Origin of the sequence: Haloarcula hispanica ATCC 33960, assembly GCF_000223905.1 — an archaeon.
Taxonomy (GTDB): domain Archaea; phylum Halobacteriota; class Halobacteria; order Halobacteriales; family Haloarculaceae; genus Haloarcula; species Haloarcula hispanica.
In genome coordinates this window covers 1963802-1989446 of sequence record NC_015948.1, presented here as the reverse complement: position 1 = coordinate 1989446, position 25645 = coordinate 1963802, and the positions used below count along the sequence as shown (strand labels likewise).

Sequence of the window (25645 nt, the reverse complement as noted above, 5' to 3'; positions counted from 1 at the left end):
GGGTTTCAGTATCAGCCACCTGAGAGGACAGCTATCAGTCCTGAATACTAGGGAGAGGATATATATCGGGCGGTCGACAAGGACGACCGTATATGAGTGACGAGGATGCGGACGACGGCACCGGGTCCGAATCGGACGCCGGTGTGTCGTCGGACGGCGCTGCCGCTGTTCCGGTCGGGGTCAAACTCGGGAGCACCCGGACCGTCATTGCCCTGCCGGGCGAACACGGCACGGAGAACCGAATCATCAAGACACTGACGTGCATGGCGACGTACGAGGACGCCCTGACCGGCGAGGAGAAGATCCTCTACGGCGAGGAAGCGGCCCGCGAGTATCCGGACCGCGTCGAGTACATGCTTCGGTCGGGACTCCCCGAGGACGCCGACCGGGCCGAGATGACCAAGACGTTCTTCGAGGCGATAATCGAGGAGCATGACATTCCGGCAAACAGCGGCGTCGTGTACGCCATCCCGACTATCGACAACCCGACCGGGCTGGAGAACCTGCAGAACGTCATCGAGAACTCCTCGATCGGGCTGGAACTCGTCGAGAGCTATCCGGAGTCGCTGTGTGGCTCCATTCCGGCCTTCGGTGACGACCTGGAAGCCATCGACGAGATCTTCGTCGCCGTCAACATGGGGTCGACGAACCTCGAAGCCTCCGCGTACCGCCGCGGTGAACAGCTCTCTCCGTTCACGACGGGTGCGGTGACCGGGAACGAGGTCGACCGGATGATCGCCAACTACGTCGAGGAGGAGACCCAGGGCCGGGTCAACATTGACAATCAGACTGCCCGCGAATATAAGGAGGAACACGCCGACTTCGTCGATTTCGAGCCGTTCACGGACATCATCCAGCAGCCCGGCGGCGGCTCACACGAGTTCACCATCGAGCGCTCGGTGATGGACGCGGTCAACGAGTACCTCGACGATGCTGTCGACGAACTGGCGAACACGTTCTTGCCGGAGCTGGCGAACGACTACATGAAGGTGTACCAGCTAGCACTGGACCGGCCGATCGCCATCACCGGCGGCATGGCCTGTATCCCCGGCATCGTCGACGAGTTCGAGGAGCGACTCAGTGCGGAGCTGAACCGCGACATCGAAGTCATCGCCGCCGACGAACCGGACGTCGCGCCGACCATCGGCGCACAGCGGATCGCGGCGCGTCTCGTCGAGACCAACTAGGGGTTCCGCCAGCAGTTCAGCCACCGTTCGATTCTGGGCTCAGACTGTGCCATTTCGTGACCACGATCGGTCGAGAGCAGTTCGAATACGTCAGTGTCGATTCCGAGACGGGTCGCGTCGGTCGAGAGACCACCACCCTGTCGCTCCTGAGACGAACCCCCGCTGAGACGGGTACGTGGCATGTGGCCAAGTACGGAGACATGATACCTAAAGCCAAGTCAGACAGCCGTCTGCCGGCTGACGCACGGTAGGGAGTCACGGCGTAGTCGACAGGGCTGCCGTGACCGAGGAACAGCAGCACGATATGCACCCAAACCAGATTAATTTACCATGGCGATATCAGAATAGATAAGTGAATATCAAGTCCTAAGGCCTATTCTACCCGGTAATGGGAAAAATTATCAACTTAGATAATCTCGAGGGAGATCCGCCCGACGTTCTCACCGGCACCGGTTCGGGCGGACTCCTCTCGGCCGGATATCTCCACGATGGGCCAGCACTGGGAGCCGTCGACGACGACGAGACGGCGCAGTTCGCCCTCACCAGTCGCAAGCACGGCATCGAAATCGGCACGTCGGAGTCCGGTGAGACGGTGCGACCAGGAAGTAACTACCGGATGATCGGGATCGTGACTGACAAGCGGTTCCTGTTGCTGGTGGGCGACGACGACGGCGACACGCGGTTCGCCATCCCACACGTCGATATCGACCAGATTTCGGGTGACCGGTCGCTCGGACACGGCCGGATCACGTTTCGGCGATGTGGCGACACGGAGTGGCAGGTCCACTGTGGCAAGCAGGGACTCGTGGACCTGACGGCGTATCTCTCGCACGCGTCACAGGCGTGGGTCCGCGTCGAGAACATCCTGGACGAGGTCAAGCGGATCCTCGTGACTGCGACCGAACAGCGCGACCGAGGGGACCACGAGCAGGCACTGAAGTCGGTGCTGGAAGCCGGGGACCGACTCGACGCGGCCGGCGAGACGGCCACCGAATTCGGGCCGCCCGGAGACGCGAATGCGCTCGAAAGGCGTGTCGCGACGGTACGGGAGCGCCACGTCGCGACACTCGCGGAAGTCCGCCGCAGCCGTGCCCGAAGGGCGGTCGACACCGGTGAGAAGCACTGGCGGGGGAACGATTTCGAGGCGGCGTACGACGCCTACGAGGCGGCGCGGGCGGAGTACGACGAGATCTTTTCGCTCCCGACGGCGGTCGTCCCCGAACTTGCCGACATCCGTGCCGAGCGGGACCGACTCGACACCGTCATCGAGGACCTCGAACAGTCGCCGTTGCGCACTGCGGTCGCGGCCGACAACGAGGCCGTCGCGGCGGAAGACCCCGCTGTCGCCGCCGATCACTGGGCCGAGGCGCTCGAAGCCTACCGAGACGTTCTCGAACTCGACTGGGGCGCGGACGAGCGGCGGTTCGCTGGCGACCCCGAGAAGGTCCGGGACCGACTGGGAACAGTCGCGGAGAACCTCGTCGCCGCGCGGCGGACGGTCGCGACGGACGCGATGGAGGCAGGGGACTGGTACGCCGACGCCAGCCAGCCCGACGCCGCGTTAAAGGAGTACAAGACGGCCCGGGCGGCGTTCGAAACCGCGCTGGCGGACGCCAGGGATTGTTATCCGGACGCCACCGACCACCTTGAAGCGGAACTGGATGCCGTGGAACAGCGACTCTCGCGGACGGAGGCCAGACTCGGTGGCGAACCCGTCGACGTGGACGACCGCTTCGACGAGACTGGGACAACGCCGGACCTGGACATCACGACCGCCGACGAACCCTCGCCGTCACCGACTGACACGACTGACCTCTCGGATATCGAGAGCGGTATCGACGGCACCGACCCGAAAATCGATCCGACGGGACACGGTGGGTCGTAGTCCTCGCTAGCCATCCGTTCTCGGCTCGCCGTCCGTTGTCTGCGACCGTCCGCACCCTGGCGAAACTGTGTAGCGGTGGCGCTATCGCCACAGACTGGGGGTTTCTGATCAACACCATGTAATGACATAGCATAATTCAGCCGTGTCAGGCCGTCTCCCGCCCGAGCCGACTATGGTCAGGAGAAAATTTATATCCTTCAGTAGAATATATACAATTATAATGGATTGTACCAACTGTGGCACGCGGATGTCATACAACGATCAGACGACAAAGCTCACCGAGTTCGTCTGTCCCAGTTGTCACGAAACCGTCATCGACTGGAAGGCCGAGGCCCGCAACGCCCGCGTTCACTGACCGGTTCCGCCCACTTTCTCACCGATAGTCCCACTCTCAGCCACTGCTCTGGCTACTGACGGCGTTGCCAGTATCTCTGCCTCGTCGCTGACTCGTGTTGCGGCCACGCTACGGGCCGCCGATAGGCCGCCAGACGCTTCGCTGGCCGCACCGACGACATAATCCACAAGAGCGTGCATGTTCGTTCAGAAACGATTGCCGAATATTTTTATATTTCAGGAGGGGATAACCGAGCAATGGGAAATTCGCCACGCATCGGCTGTCTCTACGCCGACACCTGTACAGACGAGCAGGCGGCGGCGTACGACTGGTGTCAGGAGGCAGTCGACGATGCCGAGCGATGCGCGCTCTCGTCGGTCGAGCCGACCGAGTACGATGTCCTCTGGTGGCATCGGGACGAACTGTTCGACGAGCGAGCGCTGGCCGACGCGCCGGCCCTGGCCGCGTACGTTCGTGACGGCGGCTCGCTCCTGCTGACACTGAGCGCGCTCTCGGCCGTCGAACCGCTCGGGTTCGACGACGTCGCGCCCGACGCCGTCGGCTGGGAGGAGATTCCGGAGCCGACCGGACACCTCTGGCAGGCCCTGTACGCCGACCACCCAATCCACGCGGACTACGACACCCTTCGCGTCCACACCCGCGGGGCCGGCGTGACGATCCCCTACGCCAGATACGAATCCATCGCGCCCCAGTCCGGGGACGTGCTCGCGAGTACGGTCCGTGGCGACACTGACGTGGTCAAGCAGATGTCGATTCTTTCCTGGGAGCCCGGGGCCGGGCAGGTGCTGGGCATCGGGTCGTCCGTAGCGTTCGCCCAGCCGACCCACGACGTGTGCCGGGGCAACCGCGAGACGCTCATCGAGAACGCGCTGGGATTCCTGGCGACGGCCGACCGGCACCCGCTGACCGGCCGTCCGAAGGACGTCGACACGTTCGGGCAGTTGCGTGAGCGGCTCGGCGATGACCCGAGTCGCCCGTCTTACCACGTAACGCCGCCGGCGAACTGGCTCAACGACCCGAACGGGCTCATCCACTGGAACGGGCGCTACCACCTGTTCTACCAGTACAACCCGGCCGGGCCGTTCCACAACACGATTCACTGGGGCCACGCCGTCAGCGACGACCTCGTCCACTGGGAGGACCGCCCGGTCGCGCTTACGCCCTCGCCGGACGGCCCGGACCGGGACGGCTGCTGGTCCGGCTGTGCGGTCGACGACGGCGGCGTCCCGACCGTGCTGTACACGGGCGGCCGGGACAAACGCCAGCTTCCCTGCATCGCCACCGCAGCGGACGACGACCTCACGGCCTGGGACAAGGACCCGGACAACCCCATCATCGAGGAACTGCCGACGGAACCGGAGGTGCTCCGCACCGAGGACTGGGAGGGGGAGTTCCGGGACCACTGTGTCTGGCGCGAGGACGGAACCTGGTACCAGCTCATCGGAGCGGGCATCGAGGGAGGCGGCGGAGCGGCCCTGCTGTATGAGTCCTCCGACCTCCGGAACTGGGAGTACCAGGGCCCGATTCTCACCGGCGACCGCGACACCGCCGGGACCGTCTGGGAATGCCCGGAGCTGCTCGATTTCGGGGACCGACAGCTCCTCCACATCTCGAACTACGAGGACGTGGTGTACTTCCTCGGGACGTACGAGGACGGCGAGTTCGACGCCGACCGCCGCGACAAGCTCGACCACGGCGACTTCTACGCCCCGCAGTCGATGTGGACCGACGACGGCCGCATCCTGACTTGGGGGTGGCTCCCCGAGGCCCGTGACGTGAGCGGGCAGTGGAACGCCGGCTGGTCCGGCGCGATGTCGCTGCCCCGGGAGCTGTCCCTGGCCGACGACGGCGGCCTGTGCCAGCGGCCGGCCCCCGAACTCACCGAGCTACGGGGCGACAACACCAGTTACGACGTGGTGCGCCTCGACGCGGGCGACACCGAGCAGTTGCCGGTTGAGAGCCGGTCGTTCGAGCTCCGCGCCACGGTTCGACTTGAGGACGCCGAAGCCGTCGAACTGTCCGTCCTCGAATCGCCGGACGGCGAGGAGCGGACGCCGATCAGATACACCTACGAAAGCGAGGTCGCCATCGACCGGTCGGCCTCAAGCACTGATCCGCAGGCAACCGGCGACACCCAGTGGATGCGAGTTCGACCGTACGACGCGCCGCTGTCGCTGCGCGTCTTCGTCGACGGGAGCGTCGTCGAGGTGTTCGCCAACGAACGGCACTGCCTGACCAGCCGCGTGTATCCGACCCGCGATGATGCGACCGGCATCTCGCTGTCGGCCGACGGCGGTCGCGCCACTATCGCGTCGCTGGACGTCTGGGACCTGGACTCTGTCTGGTAACCAGCCCGACTGGGTTCCTGCAAAAAGACGGATTCCGCGCTCGTTACTTTGACTCGGTGCCAGTCTCGGTTCGGGTCCCGTAGCTCCCGGCCCTGGTCTCGTTACCCTTCCCGCGCCGGATCAGTTCCCTGTCCGTCAGCGGCAGCGTCTCGCCGTCCAGCGGGATGTGCCAGTGCCCGAGATTTCCGATGATACGCGTTCGGCTCCCCTCGACATCGAGCCGGAGCGTCGGGCCGAGCGAGCCGCCGAACCGGCGCATCTGATCGGATTCGGACAGATGGGCGATCTCGTCCAGCGTGTCGCCGTCGAAGTCGTAGTAGTTGAAGAAACTCTGGACCAGTACCTCGTCGTCGTGGGGAAACGCCATCCACGAGTAGGACTGGAACGGCGCGTTCTCGGGGTTCGTGGCGACGAGGCCGGACTCGTTCAGCGGAACGTAGTCACCGCGGAGATCCTCTGCGACGAAGCCGTACAGCGCGTCGAACCCCTCCAGTCCCGGCGCGAACGTGTGGAGGTGGCTGGAGATGAACAGGTAGTACAGGCCGTCTCGATACACGATATGGGGCCGTTCGAGTTCCTGGTTGACGCCGACGGCGTCCAGCAGCGGGTCTTCGAGGTCCCACTCCAGCGGGTCGCCCGTCGGCGAGCGGGCGACGCCCACGCTCCCGTTGAACTCCTGTAACGCGGCGTCGCCACCACAGACGTCGCTCCCCTCCGGAACCGGCGTGTTCGCTTCGAACAGGAGCCACGTCTCGCCTGTCTCGGGGTCCTCGAAGAACCACGGGTCGCGGAAGGTGTATATCATCCCGCGAGACTGGTCTTCGCGCTCGTAACGGTCGCCGTCTGGCTGGAGCAGTTCGTGGTGGGTCCACGGACCCGAAAGCACGAACCCGTCTGCCGTGTCGATGCTGCCGCCGCCCGCGCCGACGATGCGCTGCGTGTAGGTCAGGTCGTCGGCTCCCTCCTCGCCGGCTGCAGTATAAAATAGATAGACACTGCCGTCGTCGTCGTACAGCGCGGACCCGGCCCACTGGCGCTGGCCCAGTGCGTCCTCGAACACCGGGCCGGCGTTGTGCCAGTTGCGACCGTCATCGGAGTAGAAACAGCGGATGGTCGCCACGTCGTGGCGCTTGCCGGGCAACAGGTCGGACGGAGCCGTCAGCGAGAAACAGACCCGATAGCCGTCGACCGTCGCCAGCGTGCCGTCGCGGTTGCGGAGGAACCAGGTATCCCAGATGTGGACCTCCGGAATCTGTTCGGTCGCGGGCGGGTAGACGATGGGGGCAACGGTGTCGTCGGTCCGCTCGATCCGACTCGCCTGCTCGCGTGTCCACCCGGCGCGCCCCTTCGTTCCGGGACGACCCTCGCCGAGCGCCTCGTTTGTCATATCTCACGTTGGGCCGACCACGGGTATAAATGTTGCCAGGCGGGTACTACGGGTGTTGTATGAAATATATGCAATACGACAGTGCCGGGCGCTAGCAGAGAAAACTGATAGTGGGTAGGTCAAGGGGGCCGAACAGCACATTACTCGCTTGAGTCCTCGCTGCCGCTGACACCCTCTGGACCGGTGATATCGAGCGGCCGGACCCACTCGTGCCAAATGAAAACGACGCCGAGGCCGTACCCCAGCGCCCAGACGGCGCTCCCGATCCACGGGTAGCCGAGCGTGCTGAACCCCCAGTTCGCGAGTCCGGGGAGAATGATCGCAGCGAGAACCGTCAGCACCAGCACTGCTGTGTCCCGATTGTTCACGGTCGCAGCCCCCACGTTACTGTGCCGTTCATACCACAAATTAGGCTCGGACACTCCTGAGTCTGTCGGAACACCGACCCGTGACCGGGACGAGACTGACGCCGTAGCCGTCCCATTTTTATCATCGTATGCCCTACCCCGGATGTCGGGAATGTCTCAGAACCACACAGACCGGTCGTCTTCGGAAGACATCGAGTGGTGCTACGATGCCGTCCATCGTGTGTCGCGGACGTTTAGTCTCACAATTTCGGAACTCAACGAACCGATGGCCCGGGACATCTGTCTGGGCTATCTTCTCTGCCGCGTGGCTGACACGATCGAGGACGCCGGCCACCTCCCTCCAGCGGTACAGACCGAACTCCTGCAGACGTACAGCCGCTCGCTCGAACCGTCGAGCGGGACGACCGTGTCGTCGTTCCACGACGCCGTCGAGGAGTGGATTCCCACGACGACGAACGCTGACTGGGAAGTCGTCGAGAATGCGGGCCGTATCGTCGACGTGTTTCACACGCTTGACGACCACTCCACGCAGACCATCCGCGGGCCGGTCCGGGAGCTCGTCGATGGGATGGCGATGTTCGTCGACCGCTACGCCGACGCCGGCGGACTTCGAATCAAGACGCTGGACGAACTCGAAGAGTACTGCTGGTACGCCGCCGGCACCGTCGGCACGCTGGTGACCGGGCTGGTCTCCCACGAAGCCACAGACGAGCAGATCGCCCAGATGGAGGAAAACGCCCGCTCGTTTGCCCTCCTGCTCCAGCTCGTCAACGTCGCCAAGGACGCCGCGACGGACATGGAAGAGGAGAACAACGTCTATCTCCCGCTTGAACTGCTCCACGAGCAGGGGCTCGACCACAGCGACGTGAGCGACACCGACAACGTCGACTCGCTGGTCCCCGTCATCGAGCAGGTCACCAAGCGAGCGGAGGGGTACCTCGACGACGCGCAGGCGTGGCTCGAAGCCATGCCGGAGACCCGCGGAAACACGCTCTCCGCGTGGGCGATTCCGTTCCTGCTTGCCGTCGGGACGATCCGCGAACTCCGCGAACGGCCCGCCGACGTCATCGAGCAGGGGAACGTCAAGATCTCCCGCGAGGAGGTCCACTCCGTGACACAGCAGTTCGGCGGCGACGGCGACCCTTCAATCGGGGAGTTGCGGGCGAAAATCCGCCAGCAGCCGCTCCACCAGTACTGACGACCAGCAGAGACATTCCTCTTTTCGACGCCCTGTCGCTTTCGCAAACGCCGCCTACTCCGGGCCGCGTTTGTCGTACTGCTGTACGATCTCACGGAGCCACCAGAGCTTCAGCCCGCTCATCGCCAGCGTGGCGGCCGCGGCGCTGACCGGTCGGCGACGCCAGGCAGCGTACAGAGCGATGGCCGACGCCAGCGCGCCGCCGGTGTTACAGACGTTCGGATAATCGAGGCCCATCGTTCCGTTGTCCTGCTCCCTGAGCCACCACCGCTCTGCCAGCACGGCGCGGGTCATCCAAGCGTCCTCGGTGTCCGGCGGCGCGAACAGGATTGGGTTGATAGCTGTCCACAGCAGCGCCGCGGTCAAGAGTCGCCAGCGACGCTGATACACTGCGTACACAATGACAGCGCCGGTCGGAACGCGCGACCAGCCGCTCTTGGGGTTCGAGTGGCGGCTCCAGAACCAGTCCCGTACGCTGTTCGGTAGTGGTGCTGTCATATCTTCCTATCGACCGTGACAGAGGATAACACTGCTGCCGGGTGGTGTGGCCCAGAGCAGCGGCCCCGATCTGATTCTCCGGGGACAGAACACTCATGTCCGCCCTGTGTGAACGCCGTCTATGGCCACAGCGGCGTCGGGGCTCTCCGAGCCACAGGTACTCGCCCGGACGAAAGACCGGCTATTTGCGGACCGCGAGGACGCCTACGTCGTCGCGGACACACAGTTCGCACAGCAGCGCTGGCTGGACGAAACGCCTATCGAGGCGGCCGTGCAGGCGACGCTCGCACCGTTCAACCACGTCCGGGTCGGAACGGGCTATCCCGATCTCGTTGGCGTGCAGACGCTCTCGACGGACCTGCTGTCCGTCGACCGGCTCGGTGACCGGCCGCCGCTGATCGTCGTCGAGGCGAAGGGGTACACCGGCAACGGCGGCGTCGACGCCGAGCGCGGGGTCGTCCAGGCCCACGACCGGCTCAACGAGGCGAACGTCGCCTTCCTGACCGCCCCCCGGAGCGGCATCTCCACCGCCGCGCGGACGATGGCCCGCGAGCTGAACGTCGGCGTGCTGGGCGTCGAATCCGACGGCACGGTCTCAGTGCTGGAACGGCCCCGCGTGGTCGGTCACGGGTCGATGGACGCCGCCTCGGCGATCCGGTTCCAGGCCAGCGCCCAGGGCGTCGCCGACCAGAACTTCGGGCTCAACCATCCGAAGAACTACGTCGCAGTCCCGCTGGCCGTCTACCACGACGGCGACGGGCGGGACCTGCTTGCCAGCCACGTCGTCGGGGCCGTCGACGGCGCTATCGCTGGCGCGGAGTTCCTGAACCTGATCGACGCCGGCCAGGGGTCGCTCACGTTGACGCCGCTGGGTCGGGAAGTCGTCCGGTTCGCGCTCCGGATGGTCGGTAACGTCAACGCTGCCATCCGACAGTTCGAGGACTGGCAGCGCTCCCGCAAGCGGTTCATCGACATCGCGCCACAGTGGGGCCAGCTCGTCCGCCGTGTCGTTTCTGACTACCCGGCCACAGAGCTGCTCGTCGACGGGCTCTACGCCTGCCACCGGGACGGCTACGCCGCCCCGTCGCTCGTCGAGTTCGTCGAATACCTCCACGCGCTTCACCCCGAATTCACCGTCGAACTGTTCCTCCGCGGCGACGAGACCGTCCGCCAGCGGGTGCTGACCGGCGACGGCGAACTCCGCCGCTCGGAACTCACCGACGGCAGCGTCTATCACTCCCCCACTGTGTTCCAGCTGAAGGCGATCTACTACCACGCCGGCATCGTGACCGACCGCGGCGCGGAGCCCTCGAACCTCGATCCCGAGACGGACGAGTGGGCGCTGTGTGACCCGCTCGTGTAGCGGCTCGTATCCGGCTGCTCCCGTATTTCTACCGACGCATAACTCTGAAACGTGGGTAGCCCCTACAGCAACGCAATGTCCCGGACCCTGGAGCTCCCCAACGGCGATGTCGTCTCGCCGGACGACGTGTTCTGTTACAACGACTACCCCTACCGGCTCGTCTGGCTGGAGGACGATACCCACGAGTTCGCGCTCTCCCCGCTGTACTGGGGCGACAGCGGCATGGACATCCCGTTCCGCGACCGGGAGGCGCTCGTCGACCAGTGGGAAGTCGATTCGCAGGGCCGGATGACGGCCGAGGAGTGGGCGGACTGGCTCGACGACGCGACGGAGGACCCCCGCTACAGCGACGACGAGGTCACGTCGCTCGCGGCCGAGCTACCGACGGAGTGGGACCCCGAGGGCGGCGATTCTGATTCCGGCGGCGGTATTCGGGACCGTCTCGGATTGTAAGCGCCGTCGCGGGACTTTGAAAGGTACTAATCCGTTCGCCCTGCAACCACAGGCATGGAACCGATCTGGCTCGCCGCCGGCGGGGCCGCCCTCGCCGTGGGCCTCGCGCTGGCGTTTGCGATCACCCGCCGCTCGTCCAGCAGTGCATCGAAACGAGCCCACGAGGCCGCACAGGAGCGAGAACCGCCGGTCGAACTCGGCGAGACCTACGAGTTCGGGGTCGCCGAGTTCACCGACCACCACTCCGGCGACCGCGTCGCCGTCGGGAAGGTCGAGGGGTTCGTCCTGTTCACCGAGGACGTGCCGTCGTCGGTGTCGGCCGGCGACGTGATCCGGGCGAAGGTACTGTCGTTCAACCGAGATCACACCTCCGCCGACGCTCGGTTCGTCGAACGCGCGTGAGCGAGGGTGGAGCGGTTACAGGGTTGAGGCGAGCGCACCTCGGACGATGGCGACACGCTAACCCCGCTGGATGGAGAAACGGATATGTGTCCACCACGATAAGATAGGCCATGAGCGAATCGGACGGGCAGACCACGCCACAGGACACCCGCGAGGTCATCATGGAGGCCACCTTTCGGGCGCTGAGCAAGCACGGCTACAAGGACTTGCGGGTCCGGGACATCGGCGAGGAGATGGACATGTCCCGGCAGGTGATTCACTATCATTTCGACGGCAAGTACGACCTCATCTCTTCGTTTCTGGAGTACATCATCGATCAGTACGAGGGCAGCGTCGAAGTCGACGACGAGACCGATCCCCGCGCAGAGCTCGATGTGCGCATCGACCGGTGCCTGTTCGGCCCGGAGTTCGACGACTTCTCGCACTGGGACCGGATGAAGGTGTACCACGAACTGTACGCCTACGCCCAAAACGACGACGAGCACCGGGCGCTGTTCAACGAGCACTACGACCGGCTTCGCGAAAGCATCGCCACGGTCATCGAGGACGGGATCGAGCAGGGCGCGTTTCGCGATGTCGACGCCGAACTGATGGGGCAGCTTATCACAGACGTGATTCACGCGGCCCGGGGTCGACGGATCGCCCTCGGCCACGAGGACGCACCCGACGAGGCAAAGCGCGCCATCAACGACTTCATTCTGGACTCGCTGTACCCGCCGCAGTAGACGGGGGCTGGAAAAGACAGCGTTAGACGGGGCTGATACCGACGCTGAGCGCCCACGTTCCGGTTGCGGACGCCGCGACGACGAGTGCCCCGCCAGCGAGCGTCACGTTCTTCAGGAAGCTGTTCAGTTCGTCCTGTCGGTCCTCGTCCGGCACGGCCCAGAAGTCGTGCATCGCAACCGCCGAGACGATGAGGAACGCTGCGAGGGCGACTGCCGCGACGACCGGGAAGACGCCCACGGTCACACCGAGTCCACCGAGGATGAGGAGCCCACCGGACGCGAGGACGGAGAATTTGGGGGCCGGGAGGCCCTTGTACTCGGCGTAGCCGGCCATCTGTTCTGTCTGTGTGAAGTGGCTCAGGCCCGTAAAGGCGAGCACGCCGCCGAAGAGGACACGGCCGGCGACGAGCAACACGACGTTGAGTTCGGGTGCCATCACAAACTCACCACCGGGACTGTACGGACAGCTTCAACAGTTCGGATCGAAGTAGTAGCTGGATTCATTGTGGTAGTAAATTCTGGCTGCATCGTTAGAGTTCCGGCACGTCCGACGGCATGTCGAAGTCGTGGTAGTACTCGCCCTTTTCCTTCGAGAGAATGTCGAGGACGGCGGCCGCGCCGTCACCGGCCGCGATGACTGCCTGCCACTTCTCCGCCCGACCCATCGCACCGGTCGCGTACACGTTCTCGACCGACGTTTCCATGTCGACGGTCACGTTGACGACATCCTCATCGGTGAATTCACAGCCGAGGTCCTCGGCGAGGCTCCGGTCGCCACCAGTCGCGAGGACGACGTACTCCGCGGTGTACTCGTCGTCGGCTGTCGACAGGACGAACCCGTCGTCGGTCTGTTCGATATCGGTGACTTCCGTCTCGTGCAGCGTCGCGCCACGGTCGCGGGTCTGCCCGCGAGCGATGGTGAGGAACTCGTCGCCGCTGATGGATCGCACGCCGGGGTAGTTGAACAGGTGTGCCTTGTGCATCCACGACTCGTCCGTGTCGAAAGTGATCGTTTCGAGGTCGTTCTTCGCAGCGTACTGTGCCGCACTCAATCCGGCGGGGCCGCCGCCGACAACTGCTACATCTGCCATGTCTCAAGCCAGGGGCCACCAATAAAAGAGTCTTACCATCTGGTAAAATTCGGCCGGAAGCTCACAGGTGGCTCTCAACCACGTAACGCTGCCCACTCAAAGAACGTACGGCCCGCGCTGTCGGATCGACTCGCCGTGCGGACGGCCCGAGACGGCGACGACACGGAGCGACTCATTGCCCCGGAGTGTCACTGACCGTGCGTCAGTGACCGGTAGAACATCACCGTCAGTGAACGAATGCCCCTCGACCGTCCCGCTACCGGCGACACCGTAGAGGAACCCGGACCACTCCGCCGGAACCGACCACGTCCACGCGTCGGTTACGGAAACGTCCAGATACTCCATCGGCGTATAGAGGCTGATCGGCGAGCCCTCGCCGACAACTGTCGTGACCGTCGCGCCGTCCTGTTCTTCCGTCGGAAGCATGTCGGCCGTCGCGTCGACGTAATCCGGGTCAGCGTCCTTCACCGCCTGCGGCAGATTTACCCAGAGCTGGAGTCCGGTACAGGCCTGCCCATCCGCGGGGAATTCGGAGTGACGTATCCCGCTTCCGGTTGTAATTCGCATCGCATCGTTCTCGTATGCAGTGTTTGCGACGCCGAGCGAGTCTTCGTGTTCCATCCCGCCTTCGATCATGTACGAGACGATTTCGAAGCCGCGGTGGGGATGCATCGGAAACCCCGTGTCAGGGTCGATATAGAACTGTTCAAACAGGACAAATGGGTCCAGATTGTACGGATAGCTGTCCGTCGGGAACGCACGGTTTGAATTCACGCCCGTTCCATGCCGGACCATCTCTCTAGGAATCGGTCCGTCAGTCGACGCCTGTGACTCGCTCTCGGTCATACCGCTCCTTGTTTACCGAGCGGTAAAAACTGTCGGGAGTGAACTGCAATCACCCGCTGGCCTTGGTTCGGTGACACTGCCGTCACCGGTATCGAATCCGCTCTCGCGGGTGGAACAAAGCCCTGCAGACGGGCAAACCCCTCTCTCCGTGTACTACTGGCCTCGATGGAAACTGCCGTAGCACAGCCTCATACAGTGGTATTCTGTCCTTCAAAAGTGTGAAGCGAGCGTATGGGTTGGGGCAGATTCTCACCGAAGCGAGACTCACTGCGTTCGTCTCGCAGGGTCCGAATCCGCCGGACCATTCTGCTCCTCACGCCTGTTCGTCACAAGAATGGGTTGGGGCGGATTCGAACCGCCGACTTCCTCCGTGTGAAGGAGGTATCATAACCGAACTAGATCACCAACCCGATGCACTCGACTCTATTCGAGCGTATCCCTTAAGAATTGCTTTCCGACTACGCTTCCGGCTCTTCCTTCCCGCGGTACTCGCCGATCTTTTTGCGGGCGTCAGCGATCGCTTCCTCGGCTTCGCCTTCGGCTTTCCCCTGCAGTTCTTTCAGGTCAGCCTTGACGGCCTCCAGTCGGCTGGGTTCGGGCTCAGCTTCCTTCCCAGTAAGTTCTCGGAACCGTTCCTCGACCGGTTCGAGTTCTTCTTTGACGCCCTTGGTGGCGGTCTTGCCGGCGCGCTTCAGGTAGTATCGTGCGTCTTCGAAGTGCTTGTTCATATATGACCTTACGCGAAGGACGAATATATCTCTTGTGCCCGGAACACAGTCCCCAATCACGGCTGATCGAGGGACTGCGAGCGGCCACGATGGTAAACGTGTCCCGCGGGTACGAACTGTTTTGCGCCGGCACCTGCAACGGGGAGACATGTTCACACGGGTATCGATTCCCACGCCGTTTCAGGTCGGGCCAGTCAATGCATATATCGCGCGACGAACCATCGTCGATCCGGGACCCGACAGCGAGGAAGCGTGGTCGCGTCTGGTTGAGGCGCTTGAAGCACGCGAGCTGTCGCCAGATGACATCGAGCAGGTACTGGTCACACATCCGCATCCGGACCATTTCGGCATGGCAAACCGGTTCGCCGAGCGGGGGGCGCGTGTCCTCGCCAGCGAGCCGGCAGCCGATATCATGCGCGATTTCGCGGCGCAGCTACACACTGAACAGTCCTATTTCGCGGATTTCTTCGAGCGGTGTGGCGTCTCACGCGAGACTGCCGAGACGGTCACACAGCTACCGGAAGCGTTCCTGCCCTACGCCCAGAGCGTCGATACCGACCGCGCGCTCGCGGCTGGTGATATCGCTACCGTCGACGACACAGAACTCACGGTCGACACCGTACAGGGCCACTCCGCCGGCGAAATCATCTTCTCGTACGACTTTCAGGGTCGCCGTGAGGCGATCGTCGGCGACAACGTGCTGGGCGACATCACGCCCAACCCGTTCCTGCAGGTGCCCGACGAGAGCGGGACGCGCCCGCGGGTGCTGCCGGCGTTCAACGACTCGCTCCGGTGGCTCCGCGAGCAGGGCCACGACCGTTTTCTCACCGGCCACCGCGAGCCCGTTGCATCACCGCAGGAACGCATCGACGACATCCTCGCGGAACACGACCAGCGCACCGCGGAGGTCGCCGACATCGTCTCCGGCGGGGCGACGACACCCAGTGACGTGATGACGGCGCTGTTCGGGGACCTGCCCGCTACGGAGTACTTCGCTGGGATGAGCGAGGCTGTCGGCCACCTGGACGTACTCGAAGTCACCGACCGCGTCGAGAAGCGCGAGAGTGGCGGCGTGTTCGTCTACGAGTCGGCGTAAGCCTCGCTAACAAGCGTGTGAGAAAGAAAATAGCCAGGCGTCTACAGCAACTGCGCTGCCTGGAACGCGATCTCGGAGACGCGGTTGAAGCCGGGCAGCAGGAGCACCGTCACGATGGCGGCGCCCACCACAGCGGTGTACAGCCCCATCGGGTACGACTCGATGGTCCGGCTGCCGGTCGGTTCCTCGATCCACATCGCCTTGACGACGCGGGAGTAGTAGAACAGGCTGAGCGCGCTGTTGATGATGAGCGCGGCAGCCAGCGACCACGCGCTGACGTTGAGCGTCGCCTGGAACAGGTAGAACTTCGAGAAGAACCCGCCGCCGATCGGCAGGCCGGCGAGGCTGAACAGGAACACCGTCATCGCCGCGCAGGCGACCGGCGCTTCCTTGCCGAGGCCGTTGTAGTCCTCGAAGCGGCGGCCGACGCCCCAGTACTCGGCCAGCGCGATGAACAGGAACGCGCCCGTGTTCATGAAGCCGTAGACGAGCAGGTGGGACATCCCCGCACTCATGCTGAGACTCAGTCCCTCACCGGAGCCGGACACGGCGGCGAGTCCGATGAGGACGTAGCCGGCGTGGCCGACACTGGAGTAGGCCAGCATCCGCTTGACCGTCTCCTGGGTCGCGGCGGCGAAGTTCCCGATGAACATCGTCGCGATGGCGAGGATCTGGAACGCCATCACCCAGTTGATCGCGCCGCCGGCGGCGAGCAGGTCACCGATCGGGAAGGCGACGGCGAAGACGCGGAACGCCAGCACGAAGCCGGCGGCCTTCGACGCCGAGGAGAGGAACGCCGAGATCGGCGCTGGCGCGCCCTCGTACGCCTCGGGTGCCCAGAAGTGGAACGGCACGGAAGCCGTCTTGAACGCGACGCCGCCGATAATCATCAGGATACCGACGCCGAGGATAGCCATCGGGACGGCAGGCTCACCGGACTGGGCCTGAACCGACCCGTCGACGATGGTCTGGACCGTGCCACTGGAAATGGCCGTCGCGACGCCGTCGAATCGAAGGACGCCCGTCGCAGCGTACACAAGCGAGATACCGTAGGCAAGCACCGCCGAGGACACTGCGCCGATGAGGAAGTACTTCAATCCCGCCTCGACGCTGCCCTTGTTCTCCTTGAGGAAGGCGACGAGCGCGTAGGACGGCAGCGAGACGAGTTCCAGCGCGACGAAGGCCGTCGCCAGGCTGTTGGCCGCGCTCAGGAGGCTCATCCCGGTCGCGGACAGCAGGACCAGCGCGAAGAACTCGGCCTGGTAGCTGTGTTCGGCGACGTAGTCGTAGCTCGCGAGCACGACCAGCGTCGTGACGCTGCCGACGATGGCCATGAAAAACAGGGCCATCTGATCGACGACGAGCTGGTTGTTGAACAGTGCGACGCCAGTGCTATCGGCGATGCCGGTGCCGGCGGTGATAAACCAGCCGGCGAACCCGAAGGAAAGCAGGGAGCCGAGCACCGAGATGCCGGCCAGAAGCCCCGTGTTCGTCGTGTCCGGGTCGATCGAGTCCGCTAGCAGCAACACCAGAGAGGCGAGGCCCAGCGAAAGTGCCGGGGCGAGCGCCATCCAGTCAGGGAGTGCGACCATCTATGCACCACCTCCGATTTCGAGAACCGGTGAAATCGAGTCCTGTATCATGGCAAAGGAGAGGTCCGGTGCGACACCGAGTGCGATGACCAGCAGGAGCAACACGGCCAGCGGCGCGACGTCGTGGAACGCGGCCGGGCTGACCTCGTAGTCCGTCTCCAGACTGAAGGCCCCGAACAGCGTGCGCTGCATGGCCCACAGCAGGTAGCCGGCCACGATGACGATGCCGAACATCGCCAGCGAGGTTAACACCGGTGCAGCCCCGCCGAGTGTCGGCGCGTTGAACGAACCCTGGAAGATGAAGTACTCCCCGGCGAAGCCGGCCATCAGCGGCAGGCCCATGTAGCCGAAGGCGGCGGCGACGAAGATGCCAACCGTCCAGGGCATGCGGTCCGCGAGGCCGGACATGTCGCCGACCATGCGCGTGTGCGTCGTGTTGTAGATAACGCCGACACACATGAACATCAGCCCCGAGATGAGGCCGTGGGCGATCATCTGGAAGGTCGCCCCGCCCATGCCGTAGGGCGTGAACGCGACCAGGCCCAGGATGACGTAGCCCATCGACGAAATCGAGGAGTAGGCGACGATGCGTTTGAGGTCACGCTGTGCCAGCGCGAGCATCGCGCCGTAGATGACGCTGACAACGCCGATGATAGCCAGCGGAACGGCGAGCTGGCGCGCCGTGTCAGCGAGCATCGTGAAGTTGAACCGCAGCAGCGCGTAGGTCCCCATCTTCAGCAGGACACCGGCCAGCATGACCGACACCGGCGTCGGGGCCTCGACGTGTGCGTCGGGCAGCCATGTGTGCAGCGGGAAGACGGGCACCTTCACCGCGAACCCGAAGAACATCAGGATAAACGAGATGGTCATCAGGTTCACGCCGGCGATGGTCGGCAGCCCACTCGCGGTGCGGAACGCCTCGGCCATCGCAGGCAGGGACAGCGACGTGAGGTCGGTGCTGAACACGAGCGCGAACAGCCCCGCGAACATGATCAGCGACGCCACGTTCGTGTAGACGAAGAACTTGATCGCGGCGTACTTCCGGCGCGGGCCGCCCCAGACACCGATGAGCAGGTACATCGGGATGAGGACGCCCTCCCAGAAGACGAACCAGAGGAAGAAATCGAGCGCGGAGAACACGCCGATGAGGCTCACTTCCATGAACAGCATCAGCCCGTAGAACTGGGACTGGCGCTCGTCGATGGGCGTCCACGCGGACACGATGGCGAGCGTCGTCAGCACCGTCGTCAGCGCGAGCAGCGGCATGCTGATGCCGTCGAGGCCGACGTAGTACGACACTTCCAGCTCACCCAGCGTGATCCACGGGATCTGCTGGCCGAACGCGATGTCGGCGGGCGACAGCAGTGCGTTGCCCGTCCCGCCGTACTGCGTGAGGTACACCCAGTACATGTAGATGCTGCCAAGTGCCGGCACCGCACTGACGGCTGCGGCGAGCTTTCCGGCGTAGCGGTCAGGCGAGAGGAACACGAGGCCGGTTCCCAGCAGGGTCACGAGCAGCAGTGCAGCGACCCACATCTAGAACCACCCTCCCATGATGCCGAAGGCAGCAAGCAAGAGCACGAGTCCAAGCGTCAACAGCGTCGCGTAGTTGCTGACGACGCCGGACTGGATGCGTCGGATGCGGCTGCCGCCGAACAGGCTCACGCTGGAGATGCCGTTGACGACCCCGTCGACGACACCCTGGTCGAACTTGTTCATCACACGGGCGAGCGGGTAGGTGACACCCGTCGCGAGCCACACCTGATATTCGTCCTGGTAGTAGTTGTGCATGAGTAGCGTCTTCAGACCGCCAAGCTTGTCCGTATGCTCGACCGGGTCGGCACCGGCATAGAGGCTCCGAGCGACGAACACACCGGCGAGTGCCAGCCCGAGCGAGACGCCTGCAGAAGCGAGCAGTGTCGGCGTCTCTCCAAGCGGGTAGCCCTTCACAACGTGTGAAACATCGTGCAGGAGACCCTCGTAGTGGTGCAGTCCAGTGTTGAGCGCCGCAGGCCAGCCACCGTTCTCCGGCCCGGTCAGCCACTTGTGGAGGAAGTCGATGTGGGCACCGGTGAGCTTCGCGACCGGAGCCATGTTGATAAACCCGATCGTCGTCGCGAGAATCCCAAGCACCGTCAGCGGGCCCTTGACATTCCAGCGGACGGGCTCGGGGTCACGCGCGGTGTCCGAGCGGGCGTCACCGTGGAAGGTCAGGTACACCATCCGGAAGGTGTAGAAGCCGGTGAAGAACACGGCCAGCAGCCCCATCGCGTACGCGACGAGGTAGGCCGTGCCGAGACCACCCTCAGTGCCGAAGCCGTGGATAAGCGCCTCGTACAGCACCTCGTCTTTGGACCAGAAGCCGGCGAAGGGAACGATACCAGCGAGCGCGAGCGAGCCGGCAAGGAACGTCCAGTAGGTCACCGGCATCCGGTCTTTCAGACCGCCCATGTCCCACATATTCTCGTTGTGGTGCATGGCAATGATGACCGACCCCGCGCCGAGGAACAGGAGCGCCTTGAACACGGCGTGGGTCGTCAGGTGGAAGACGGCAGCGATGTAGCCACCCGAGCCCAGCGCGAGCATCATGTACCCGTACTGGGAAATGGTGGAGTACGCGAGTACCTGCTTGATCTCCTGTTTGACCAGACCCATCGTCGCCGCGAACAACGCGGTGAAGCCGCCGATAAGGGCGATGACGGCCAGTGCCGTCGGCGAAAGCGCGTAGAAGCCGTACATACGCGCGACGAGGTACACACCAGCTGCGACCATCGTCGCTGCGTGAATCAGGGCCGAGACCGGCGTCGGACCTTCCATGGCGTCGGGCAGCCACGTGTGCAGCGGGAACTGCGCGGACTTGCCGACGACGCCGCCAAGCACGAGGAGGCCGAGCACGGTGAACCATTGCTGTGGCCCCATGCCGACTGTCTCAAGCATCGCGATGCCTTCGGTCTCGCCGTCAACGATGGCGTGTTCGGCAAGCATCGGGAAGCTCTCGGCGACCACTTCGCCGCCCTGCGTAATGGGGGCGAAGAGACCGGTCCCGAAGGTGGCGAAGATGCCGACGACGCCGATGAGGAAGAAGTAGTCACCGAAACGGGTGACCAGGAACGCCTTCTTCGCGGCGCTCGGCGGGCCGTCGTCACGGAACCAGAAGCCGATGAGCAGGTACGAACACAGGCCCACCAGCTCGAAGAACATGAACGCCATCAGGAGGTTGTTGGCGACGACGAACCCGAGCATGCTCGCCGTAAACAGGCCGAGCCCGGCGTAATAGCGCGGGAGACCGGTCTCGCCCTCGTCGTTCATATACCCGAGCGAGAAGATGTGGACGAGGAACGAGATGAGACAGACGATAAGCAGCATGAGCGCCGACAGCGGGTCCAGCAGGAGTCCGAAGTTAAGCTGGAGCGACTCGACGCTCGTGGTCCACTGGTACAGTATCTCGTTGTGAACCTCACCGCCGGCTACCGTCAGCGCGACCCAGATCGACAGCAGGAGCGATCCACCCGTCGCGGTGATGCCCGCGAGCGCGCCGCCTTTCGGCATGCGGTCGCCGGCAAACAGCGCGACGAGGAACGATACGAACGGCAGCAGGACAATCGCCGGAGCGTATGTGAATGCAGCCATCTGTTACCACCTCATCGTCGTCGCCTTCGTCACGTCCACGTCTGAGAAGTTGCGGTACAGGACCAGGACGATACCGATCCCGATGGCCACCTCCGCGGCGGCGAGTGCCATCGTGAACAGGCTGAACACCTGACCGGTGAGGTTCCCGTGTTGTAGCGAGAACGCGACGAGGTTGATGTTCGCAGCGTTCAACATCAGCTCGACGGACATCAGGAAGATGAGCGCGTTCCGTCGCGTGAGGATGCCGAACAGGCCGATACAGAATATGGCCGCCGACAGGAGGAGATACGTCTCGGCCGGAATCACGAGTCGTCACCTCCCGGGCCACCGTCAGCGGCAACGGGCACGTCTTCGTCTTCTTTGGTTTCGACACCGAGCGTGACCGACTCGCCGGCGACCTCGCGGCGAGCGAGCATGACGGCCCCGACGAGTGCGGCCACCAGCACGATGTCGATGACCTCGAAGGCGACGAGGAACCCTTCACCGGGAACGGCCGTCTCACCCTCGCCCATAATCGCGCTCGGGGCGATATCGAACAGCGCCGCGCCGAGGCTCTTGGTTATCGCCGCTCCCTCGCCGAAGCCCGCTGGTGCGGGAAACGAGACGCCCATGAACACTGCACCGAGAACGACGAACAGGGCGATTGCGGCCAGTCCAGCGACGAAACTCCCCTCCGTCTGTAGTTCGGGTTTTGTGGTCATGGTGTCACCTCGATCACCGACTCGTCCTCGCGGGTCAGCATCACCGCGAAGGTGATGAGGACGAGGACGCCGCCGACATACACCAGGATCTGCATCGTTGCGACGAACGCCGCCTGGTTCATTACGTAGAACACTGCGACGCTGACGAGTGACACGCCCAGTAACAGCGCCGAGTGCCAGACGTCCCGGACTAACACGACGCCCGCAGCGCTGCCCACCGTTACCATAGCGAACAGCGCGAACGCAATTGACTCTGCCAGTGCCATCTTACTTGGAGACTCTTTGCGGCGTCCCTTTGAAGATTCCTCTTTCGTCTCGCCAGTAGAGCCACTGTTTGCCGGTATGGCCCCCAGATTTCGGGGCACTTCCGTCCTGCTGGCGAACACCTATCAATTAACTGGTGGATTGCAGCGGTGGAGCCCGTAGCTCTACCCAGGGAGTGATACTGGAAGGGCGGCCTCGCTGAGCGGACGGTCGTTTCGGCGAGTCACGTACGGATGACAGTTCAGCAACGACGCTTGACCCGACAGAGAACCGCTGAAAGCCGTCGCAAAAGGAGTTACTGGTAGTCCACTTCGCCGTCGCCTTCGCCGATCCACGCGCCCCGGTCCGGTTCGCGTGACTCGAGTGGGTCGATGTCCTTGTACCACGGGACGTTCTTGAGCTGTTCCTTGTCGTAGGCGAACTCGTCTTTCGTGTCCGCGGTGAACTCGAAGTTCTGGGTCAGGAGAATGGCGTCGGTCGGGCAGACTTCCTCACACAGCCGGCAGTAGATACACTGGCCGATGTGGAGGTTGTACTGCTCGCCGTTGCGCTGCTCGTCCATCACGATCTGGATCGTGTTGTTCGGGCAGACGTTCTCACACTGTCGACACCAGATACACCGCTCCTGGCTCCACTTGTGGACGCCGCGGAAGCGGGGGCTCACCTCGGGGGCGACGTCCGGGTACTCCACCGTGAACGTCTCCCCGTCGAGGGCGTGTTTCATCGTCGTCGCCATGGATTTCAGGATTCCGATCATGACAGGTCACCTCCGGTCGCTCGTGGGTCGGTTCGCGTGGCCGTCATCAGACGGTCACCCCGACGATAACCGCGGTCAGCAGTAGGTTCGCCAGCGAGAGCACCAGCATTCCCTTCCAGCCGATTTCGATAAGCTGATCGATCCGGACGCGGGGCACCGCCGAACGGGCCCACTGCGTGAACAGGAAGACGCCCCAGATCTTGATGAGGAACCAGACGATGCCGGGCAGGACCGGACCGGCCGGCCCACCGAGGAAGATCGTGGCGATGATCGCCCCGCCGAGGAAGATGTGGATGAACTCCCCGAGGTAGATCAGGACGAAGTACACCGAGGAGTACTCGGTCTGATACCCGGCGACAATTTCGGTCGGCGCTTCGGGGATGTCGAACGGGTTCCGGCCGACTTCCGCGAGGTTCGCGATCATGAACAGCACGAACGCGAAGGGGTTCACGAACGCGTACCACGACGGCAGCGGGCCGATAAGGGACTGCTGCTGGGCCGCGACGATCTCGCTCATCTGGAGCGAACCGGCGAAGATGACCACCGACGCGCCCGTCAGGATGAGCGGGATCTCGTAGGCGAGGTTCTGCGCGACGGCGCGCAGCCCGCCAAGGAACGAGTACTTGTTGTTCGATGCGTAGCCGGCCATCACGAGACCGATCGACGTGGTCGAGGCCACGGCGAACACGTACGCCAGCCCGACCTCGGGGTCGGCGAGGTGAATGCCGTTCCCCATCGGAATCACGGCAAAGCCGAGCAGCGCGGTACTGGCGATAATCAGCGGCGCGAGGTCCCACGCCGGTCGGTCGACGCCTTCGGGAACAATGAGTTCCTTCGATAGCAGGCGAACGGCGTCAGCCACGATAATGAACAGCCCGTACGGGCCAATACGGTCGACGGCGATGCGGTCGGTGAACGCGGCCGTAATCTTTCGCTTCGCCCACGGACCGGCAAGCGCCGTGTTCGTCATCATGAGCGTCCCGATGAGTCCAGCTCCGACGAGGCTCAGCACGATCATCACGGCCGTGCTGTTGGGGTCGAGGTCCAGCAGGTTCGCGAGCGTTTCCGGTAACGGCGCCGACTGCATTACCGGTCCACCTCCCCGAGTACGATGTCGAGGCTCCCGAGCGAGGCGATCATGTCAGGGATGTACTCGCCCTGGGACATCTCCGGCAGCGTCTGCAGGTTCGAGAAGCACGGACTGCGGATCTTGAACCGGGCCGGCTTGTCCGTGCCGTCCGAGCGGATGTAGATGCCGAGTTCGCCCTTTGCACCTTCGACGGAGCGGTAAATCTCCTTGTCGGGGTCGGGTCGGAGCGTCCGCGGGACGTTGGCCTGAATCTCGCGGTCGTCTTCCGGCCACTGCTCCAGCAGGTCGACACACTGCTCGATGATGCGGGCGGACTCCTCGACCTCGCGAAGGCGGACGAGAACGCGGCTGAAGTTGTCGCCGCCCTGCTCGGTGACGACGTTCCAGTCGAGTTCGTCGTAGTAGCCGTACGGGTCGTCGCGCCGGATGTCGTAGTCGACGCCCGACCCGCGTGCCACGGGACCGGTCGCGCCGTACTGTTTGACTTGCTCCGGCGAGAGGACGCCGGTGTCGACACACCGCATCTGGAAGATCTCGTTGCCGGTGACGAGGTCGTGGATCTCTTCGAGCTTGTGTGGAAGATCGTCGAGGAAGTCGCGGATCTTCTCGAAGTACTCGTCGCGAGGCTCGGGTAGGTCCCAGGCGACCCCGCCCAGCCGGAGATAGTTGAACATCAGCCGCTGCCCGGTCAGGTCTTCCAGCAGGTTCTGGACGATTTCGCGGTCGCGGATGCCGTACTGGAAGACGGCGGTGAAGTCGCCGAACACGTCCAGCGCGAACGTCGCCAGCGCAAGCTCGTGCGAGGCGATCCGGCACATCTCCGCCGCCATCGTCCGGATGACCTGCGCGTACTCGGGGACCTCGATATCCGCGAGGTCCTCGGCCGCGCGCGCGTACGCCCATTCGTTGAGGATACCAGCGGAAATGTAGTCCCACCGGTCGGGGTACGGCATGATCTGGTGGCGGTAGGTGCCCTGCTGGCACATCTGCTCCTCACAGCGGTGCAGGTAGCCGATGTCGGGTTCGAGGTCGGCGATCTGCTCGCCGTCGAGCACCGTTTCGACGTGGAGCACGCCGTGGGTCGCCGGGTGGTGCGGGCCGATGTTGACGAACATCGTGTCCGGATCGTCCTCGCTGCGTTTGTCGTCTTTCAGTGGGTTCGCGTGCTCGCGCAGTGAGACGATCTGTGGCTGGTCCTGATTGTAGTCCTGGCTCAGGGGGTGGCCCTGCCAGGTCTCTGGCAGGAGGATGCGACGCAGGTCCGGGTGGTCGTTGTAGTCGATCCCGACCAGGTCATACGCCTCCCGCTCGTGCCAGTCCGCGGTGTCGTAGACGCGAGCGGCCGACTCGTTGTGCGGGTCGTCTTTCGGCGACGGGACGACGATCGACAGCTCCTGTGTCGGGTCGTTGTACTTCCGCAGGTGGTAGATGGATTCGTACCGGTCGTCGTACTCCTGTGCCGTGACACAGGCGCAGTGGTCGAACCCGGCCTCCTCTTTCAGCGTCGAGAGGACTTCCTGGACCTCGTCGGGACGGATGACGAACCCCTCGGCGTTGACGTGCTCCTCGCGGTCGAGGACGTGGCCCCCGAGCAGGTCCGCGAGCGCGTCGTAATCAAGGCCGTCCTCCGTAACGCCGACGTCGAGCGCCGTATCGCGTGATGGTTTTTCTAAACTCATGG

The 25645-nt window shown here is 64.0% G+C and carries 27 protein-coding genes and 1 tRNA gene; 10 read left to right on the top strand and 18 right to left on the bottom strand.

The features are described 5' to 3' along the window. Positions 1-92: 92 nt before the first annotated feature. Complete coding sequence (locus tag HAH_RS09970; protein ID WP_008311619.1) at positions 93-1187, top strand: rod shape-determining protein; 1095 nt, start codon at positions 93-95, stop codon at positions 1185-1187. Here the strand turns inward: HAH_RS09970 and HAH_RS09965 are convergent. After that, the gene (locus HAH_RS09965; RefSeq protein WP_008311620.1) at positions 1184-1369 is read right to left on the bottom strand and encodes a hypothetical protein; all 186 of its coding nucleotides are present in this window, start codon (positions 1367-1369) and stop codon (positions 1184-1186) included. The genes HAH_RS09970 and HAH_RS09965 overlap by 4 nt on opposite strands. Before the next feature lie 206 nt (positions 1370-1575). Between HAH_RS09965 and HAH_RS09960 the strand changes: the two genes are divergently transcribed. The 3 genes from HAH_RS09960 to HAH_RS09955 all read left to right on the top strand — a co-directional run bounded on the left by HAH_RS09960 (position 1576) and on the right by HAH_RS09955 (position 5775). Beyond that, positions 1576-3072, top strand: a complete 1497-nt coding sequence (locus tag HAH_RS09960; protein WP_014040805.1) for a hypothetical protein — start codon at positions 1576-1578, stop codon at positions 3070-3072. 220 nt (positions 3073-3292) lie between these two features. After that, complete coding sequence (locus HAH_RS20305; protein WP_023843340.1) at positions 3293-3427, top strand: hypothetical protein; 135 nt, start codon at positions 3293-3295, stop codon at positions 3425-3427. Between the two features lie 236 nt (positions 3428-3663). Beyond that, positions 3664-5775, top strand: coding sequence for a GH32 C-terminal domain-containing protein (locus HAH_RS09955; RefSeq protein WP_014040803.1), 2112 nt, complete (start codon positions 3664-3666; stop codon positions 5773-5775). A gap of 43 nt (positions 5776-5818) precedes the next feature. On the opposite strand, the gene HAH_RS09950 is transcribed toward HAH_RS09955, so the two are convergent. After that, entirely contained in the window at positions 5819-7162 is a 1344-nt protein-coding gene (locus tag HAH_RS09950) for a glycoside hydrolase family 68 protein (protein ID WP_014040802.1), read from the bottom strand. A gap of 140 nt (positions 7163-7302) precedes the next feature. After that, positions 7303-7530: a hypothetical protein gene (locus HAH_RS09945; protein ID WP_225308094.1), complete on the bottom strand. Its 228-nt coding sequence runs from the start codon at positions 7528-7530 to the stop codon at positions 7303-7305. Positions 7531-7681: 151 nt separating this feature from the next. Between HAH_RS09945 and HAH_RS09940 the strand changes: the two genes are divergently transcribed. Next, a complete protein-coding gene (locus HAH_RS09940) occupies positions 7682-8728 on the top strand; it encodes a phytoene/squalene synthase family protein (RefSeq protein WP_014040800.1) in 1047 nt (348 codons plus the stop codon). Positions 8729-8782: 54 nt separating this feature from the next. On the opposite strand, the gene HAH_RS09935 is transcribed toward HAH_RS09940, so the two are convergent. Next, the gene (locus tag HAH_RS09935) at positions 8783-9226 is read right to left on the bottom strand and encodes a DUF6653 family protein (protein WP_023843337.1); all 444 of its coding nucleotides are present in this window, start codon (positions 9224-9226) and stop codon (positions 8783-8785) included. Between the two features lie 121 nt (positions 9227-9347). On the opposite strand from HAH_RS09935, the gene HAH_RS09930 reads away from it, so the two are divergent. From HAH_RS09930 to HAH_RS09915, 4 genes are all read left to right on the top strand, one after another. Next, complete coding sequence (locus HAH_RS09930; protein WP_014040798.1) at positions 9348-10589, top strand: hypothetical protein; 1242 nt, start codon at positions 9348-9350, stop codon at positions 10587-10589. Positions 10590-10664: 75 nt separating this feature from the next. Continuing rightward, on the top strand, positions 10665-11042 hold the full coding sequence (locus tag HAH_RS09925; RefSeq protein WP_014040797.1) for a hypothetical protein: 378 nt from the start codon (positions 10665-10667) through the stop codon (positions 11040-11042). A 54-nt stretch (positions 11043-11096) separates the two neighbouring features. Beyond that, the gene (locus HAH_RS09920) at positions 11097-11444 is read left to right on the top strand and encodes a TRAM domain-containing protein (RefSeq protein ID WP_014040796.1); all 348 of its coding nucleotides are present in this window, start codon (positions 11097-11099) and stop codon (positions 11442-11444) included. Positions 11445-11554: 110 nt separating this feature from the next. Beyond that, positions 11555-12169, top strand: a complete 615-nt coding sequence (locus tag HAH_RS09915; protein WP_014040795.1) for a TetR/AcrR family transcriptional regulator — start codon at positions 11555-11557, stop codon at positions 12167-12169. 22 nt (positions 12170-12191) lie between these two features. On the opposite strand, the gene HAH_RS09910 is transcribed toward HAH_RS09915, so the two are convergent. From HAH_RS09910 to HAH_RS09890, 5 genes are all read right to left on the bottom strand, one after another. Then, positions 12192-12605, bottom strand: a complete 414-nt coding sequence (locus HAH_RS09910; RefSeq protein ID WP_014040794.1) for a DoxX family membrane protein — start codon at positions 12603-12605, stop codon at positions 12192-12194. Positions 12606-12699: 94 nt separating this feature from the next. Continuing rightward, complete coding sequence (locus tag HAH_RS09905; protein WP_014040793.1) at positions 12700-13260, bottom strand: NAD(P)/FAD-dependent oxidoreductase; 561 nt, start codon at positions 13258-13260, stop codon at positions 12700-12702. A gap of 96 nt (positions 13261-13356) precedes the next feature. Next, positions 13357-14106, bottom strand: a complete 750-nt coding sequence (locus HAH_RS09900; RefSeq protein ID WP_014040792.1) for a pirin family protein — start codon at positions 14104-14106, stop codon at positions 13357-13359. 335 nt (positions 14107-14441) lie between these two features. Beyond that, a tRNA-Val gene (locus HAH_RS09895) sits at positions 14442-14516 on the bottom strand. Positions 14517-14564: 48 nt separating this feature from the next. Then, positions 14565-14834, bottom strand: coding sequence for a DUF7553 family protein (locus HAH_RS09890; RefSeq protein ID WP_008313024.1), 270 nt, complete (start codon positions 14832-14834; stop codon positions 14565-14567). A 148-nt stretch (positions 14835-14982) separates the two neighbouring features. On the opposite strand from HAH_RS09890, the gene HAH_RS09885 reads away from it, so the two are divergent. Next, on the top strand, positions 14983-15930 hold the full coding sequence (locus HAH_RS09885) for an MBL fold metallo-hydrolase (RefSeq protein ID WP_008313026.1): 948 nt from the start codon (positions 14983-14985) through the stop codon (positions 15928-15930). Between the two features lie 41 nt (positions 15931-15971). Here HAH_RS09885 and HAH_RS09880 read toward each other — a convergent pair whose 3' ends face one another. The 9 genes from HAH_RS09880 to HAH_RS09840 all read right to left on the bottom strand — a co-directional run bounded on the left by HAH_RS09880 (position 15972) and on the right by HAH_RS09840 (position 25643). Next, positions 15972-17522, bottom strand: a complete 1551-nt coding sequence (locus HAH_RS09880; RefSeq protein ID WP_014040791.1) for an NADH-quinone oxidoreductase subunit N — start codon at positions 17520-17522, stop codon at positions 15972-15974. Beyond that, entirely contained in the window at positions 17523-19058 is a 1536-nt protein-coding gene (locus HAH_RS09875) for a complex I subunit 4 family protein (RefSeq protein ID WP_014040790.1), read from the bottom strand. After that, on the bottom strand, positions 19059-21152 hold the full coding sequence (gene nuoL / locus HAH_RS09870) for an NADH-quinone oxidoreductase subunit L (protein ID WP_014040789.1): 2094 nt from the start codon (positions 21150-21152) through the stop codon (positions 19059-19061). It lies immediately after the preceding gene. Between the two features lie 3 nt (positions 21153-21155). Then, positions 21156-21458, bottom strand: a complete 303-nt coding sequence (nuoK, locus tag HAH_RS09865) for an NADH-quinone oxidoreductase subunit NuoK (protein WP_014040788.1) — start codon at positions 21456-21458, stop codon at positions 21156-21158. After that, the gene (locus HAH_RS09860) at positions 21455-21853 is read right to left on the bottom strand and encodes an NADH-quinone oxidoreductase subunit J family protein (protein ID WP_014040787.1); all 399 of its coding nucleotides are present in this window, start codon (positions 21851-21853) and stop codon (positions 21455-21457) included. The genes nuoK and HAH_RS09860 overlap by 4 nt, the downstream gene beginning before the upstream one ends. Continuing rightward, positions 21850-22119, bottom strand: a complete 270-nt coding sequence (locus HAH_RS09855) for an NADH-quinone oxidoreductase subunit J (RefSeq protein ID WP_004591678.1) — start codon at positions 22117-22119, stop codon at positions 21850-21852. The genes HAH_RS09860 and HAH_RS09855 overlap by 4 nt, the downstream gene beginning before the upstream one ends. Before the next feature lie 293 nt (positions 22120-22412). Beyond that, complete coding sequence (locus HAH_RS09850) at positions 22413-22874, bottom strand: NuoI/complex I 23 kDa subunit family protein (protein WP_004518194.1); 462 nt, start codon at positions 22872-22874, stop codon at positions 22413-22415. Positions 22875-22920: 46 nt separating this feature from the next. Further along, entirely contained in the window at positions 22921-23961 is a 1041-nt protein-coding gene (locus HAH_RS09845; protein WP_014040786.1) for a complex I subunit 1/NuoH family protein, read from the bottom strand. Then, positions 23961-25643, bottom strand: a complete 1683-nt coding sequence (locus HAH_RS09840; protein ID WP_014040785.1) for an NADH-quinone oxidoreductase subunit D — start codon at positions 25641-25643, stop codon at positions 23961-23963. Before HAH_RS09840 ends, HAH_RS09845 begins: the two co-directional genes overlap by 1 nt. Positions 25644-25645: the final 2 nt, after the last annotated feature.

Bases quoted from the DNA above. Each gene is read 5' to 3' on its own strand.
- HAH_RS09905 (WP_014040793.1), bottom strand. From the start codon at position 13,260: ATGGCAGATGTAGCAGTTGTCGGCGGCGGCCCCGCCGGATTGAGTGCG.
- nuoL (WP_014040789.1), bottom strand. From the start codon at position 21,152: ATGGCTGCATTCACATACGCTCCGGCGATTGTCCTGCTGCCGTTCGTA.
- HAH_RS09845 (WP_014040786.1), bottom strand. From the start codon at position 23,961: ATGCAGTCGGCGCCGTTACCGGAAACGCTCGCGAACCTGCTGGACCTC.
- HAH_RS20305 (WP_023843340.1), top strand. From the start codon at position 3,293: ATGGATTGTACCAACTGTGGCACGCGGATGTCATACAACGATCAGACG.
- HAH_RS09890 (WP_008313024.1), bottom strand. From the start codon at position 14,834: ATGAACAAGCACTTCGAAGACGCACGATACTACCTGAAGCGCGCCGGC.
- HAH_RS09885 (WP_008313026.1), top strand. From the start codon at position 14,983: ATGTTCACACGGGTATCGATTCCCACGCCGTTTCAGGTCGGGCCAGTC.
- HAH_RS09860 (WP_014040787.1), bottom strand. From the start codon at position 21,853: ATGACCACAAAACCCGAACTACAGACGGAGGGGAGTTTCGTCGCTGGA.
- HAH_RS09955 (WP_014040803.1), top strand. From the start codon at position 3,664: ATGGGAAATTCGCCACGCATCGGCTGTCTCTACGCCGACACCTGTACA.
- HAH_RS09855 (WP_004591678.1), bottom strand. From the start codon at position 22,119: ATGGCACTGGCAGAGTCAATTGCGTTCGCGCTGTTCGCTATGGTAACG.
- HAH_RS09940 (WP_014040800.1), top strand. From the start codon at position 7,682: ATGTCTCAGAACCACACAGACCGGTCGTCTTCGGAAGACATCGAGTGG.
- HAH_RS09935 (WP_023843337.1), bottom strand. From the start codon at position 9,226: ATGACAGCACCACTACCGAACAGCGTACGGGACTGGTTCTGGAGCCGC.
- HAH_RS09850 (WP_004518194.1), bottom strand. From the start codon at position 22,874: ATGATCGGAATCCTGAAATCCATGGCGACGACGATGAAACACGCCCTC.
- HAH_RS09840 (WP_014040785.1), bottom strand. From the start codon at position 25,643: ATGAGTTTAGAAAAACCATCACGCGATACGGCGCTCGACGTCGGCGTT.
- HAH_RS09930 (WP_014040798.1), top strand. From the start codon at position 9,348: ATGGCCACAGCGGCGTCGGGGCTCTCCGAGCCACAGGTACTCGCCCGG.
- HAH_RS09920 (WP_014040796.1), top strand. From the start codon at position 11,097: ATGGAACCGATCTGGCTCGCCGCCGGCGGGGCCGCCCTCGCCGTGGGC.
- HAH_RS09900 (WP_014040792.1), bottom strand. From the start codon at position 14,106: ATGACCGAGAGCGAGTCACAGGCGTCGACTGACGGACCGATTCCTAGA.
- HAH_RS09915 (WP_014040795.1), top strand. From the start codon at position 11,555: ATGAGCGAATCGGACGGGCAGACCACGCCACAGGACACCCGCGAGGTC.
- HAH_RS09950 (WP_014040802.1), bottom strand. From the start codon at position 7,162: ATGACAAACGAGGCGCTCGGCGAGGGTCGTCCCGGAACGAAGGGGCGC.
- HAH_RS09875 (WP_014040790.1), bottom strand. From the start codon at position 19,058: ATGTGGGTCGCTGCACTGCTGCTCGTGACCCTGCTGGGAACCGGCCTC.
- HAH_RS09925 (WP_014040797.1), top strand. From the start codon at position 10,665: ATGTCCCGGACCCTGGAGCTCCCCAACGGCGATGTCGTCTCGCCGGAC.
- HAH_RS09880 (WP_014040791.1), bottom strand. From the start codon at position 17,522: ATGGTCGCACTCCCTGACTGGATGGCGCTCGCCCCGGCACTTTCGCTG.
- HAH_RS09970 (WP_008311619.1), top strand. From the start codon at position 93: ATGAGTGACGAGGATGCGGACGACGGCACCGGGTCCGAATCGGACGCC.
- HAH_RS09960 (WP_014040805.1), top strand. From the start codon at position 1,576: ATGGGAAAAATTATCAACTTAGATAATCTCGAGGGAGATCCGCCCGAC.
- HAH_RS09910 (WP_014040794.1), bottom strand. From the start codon at position 12,605: ATGGCACCCGAACTCAACGTCGTGTTGCTCGTCGCCGGCCGTGTCCTC.
- HAH_RS09965 (WP_008311620.1), bottom strand. From the start codon at position 1,369: ATGCCACGTACCCGTCTCAGCGGGGGTTCGTCTCAGGAGCGACAGGGT.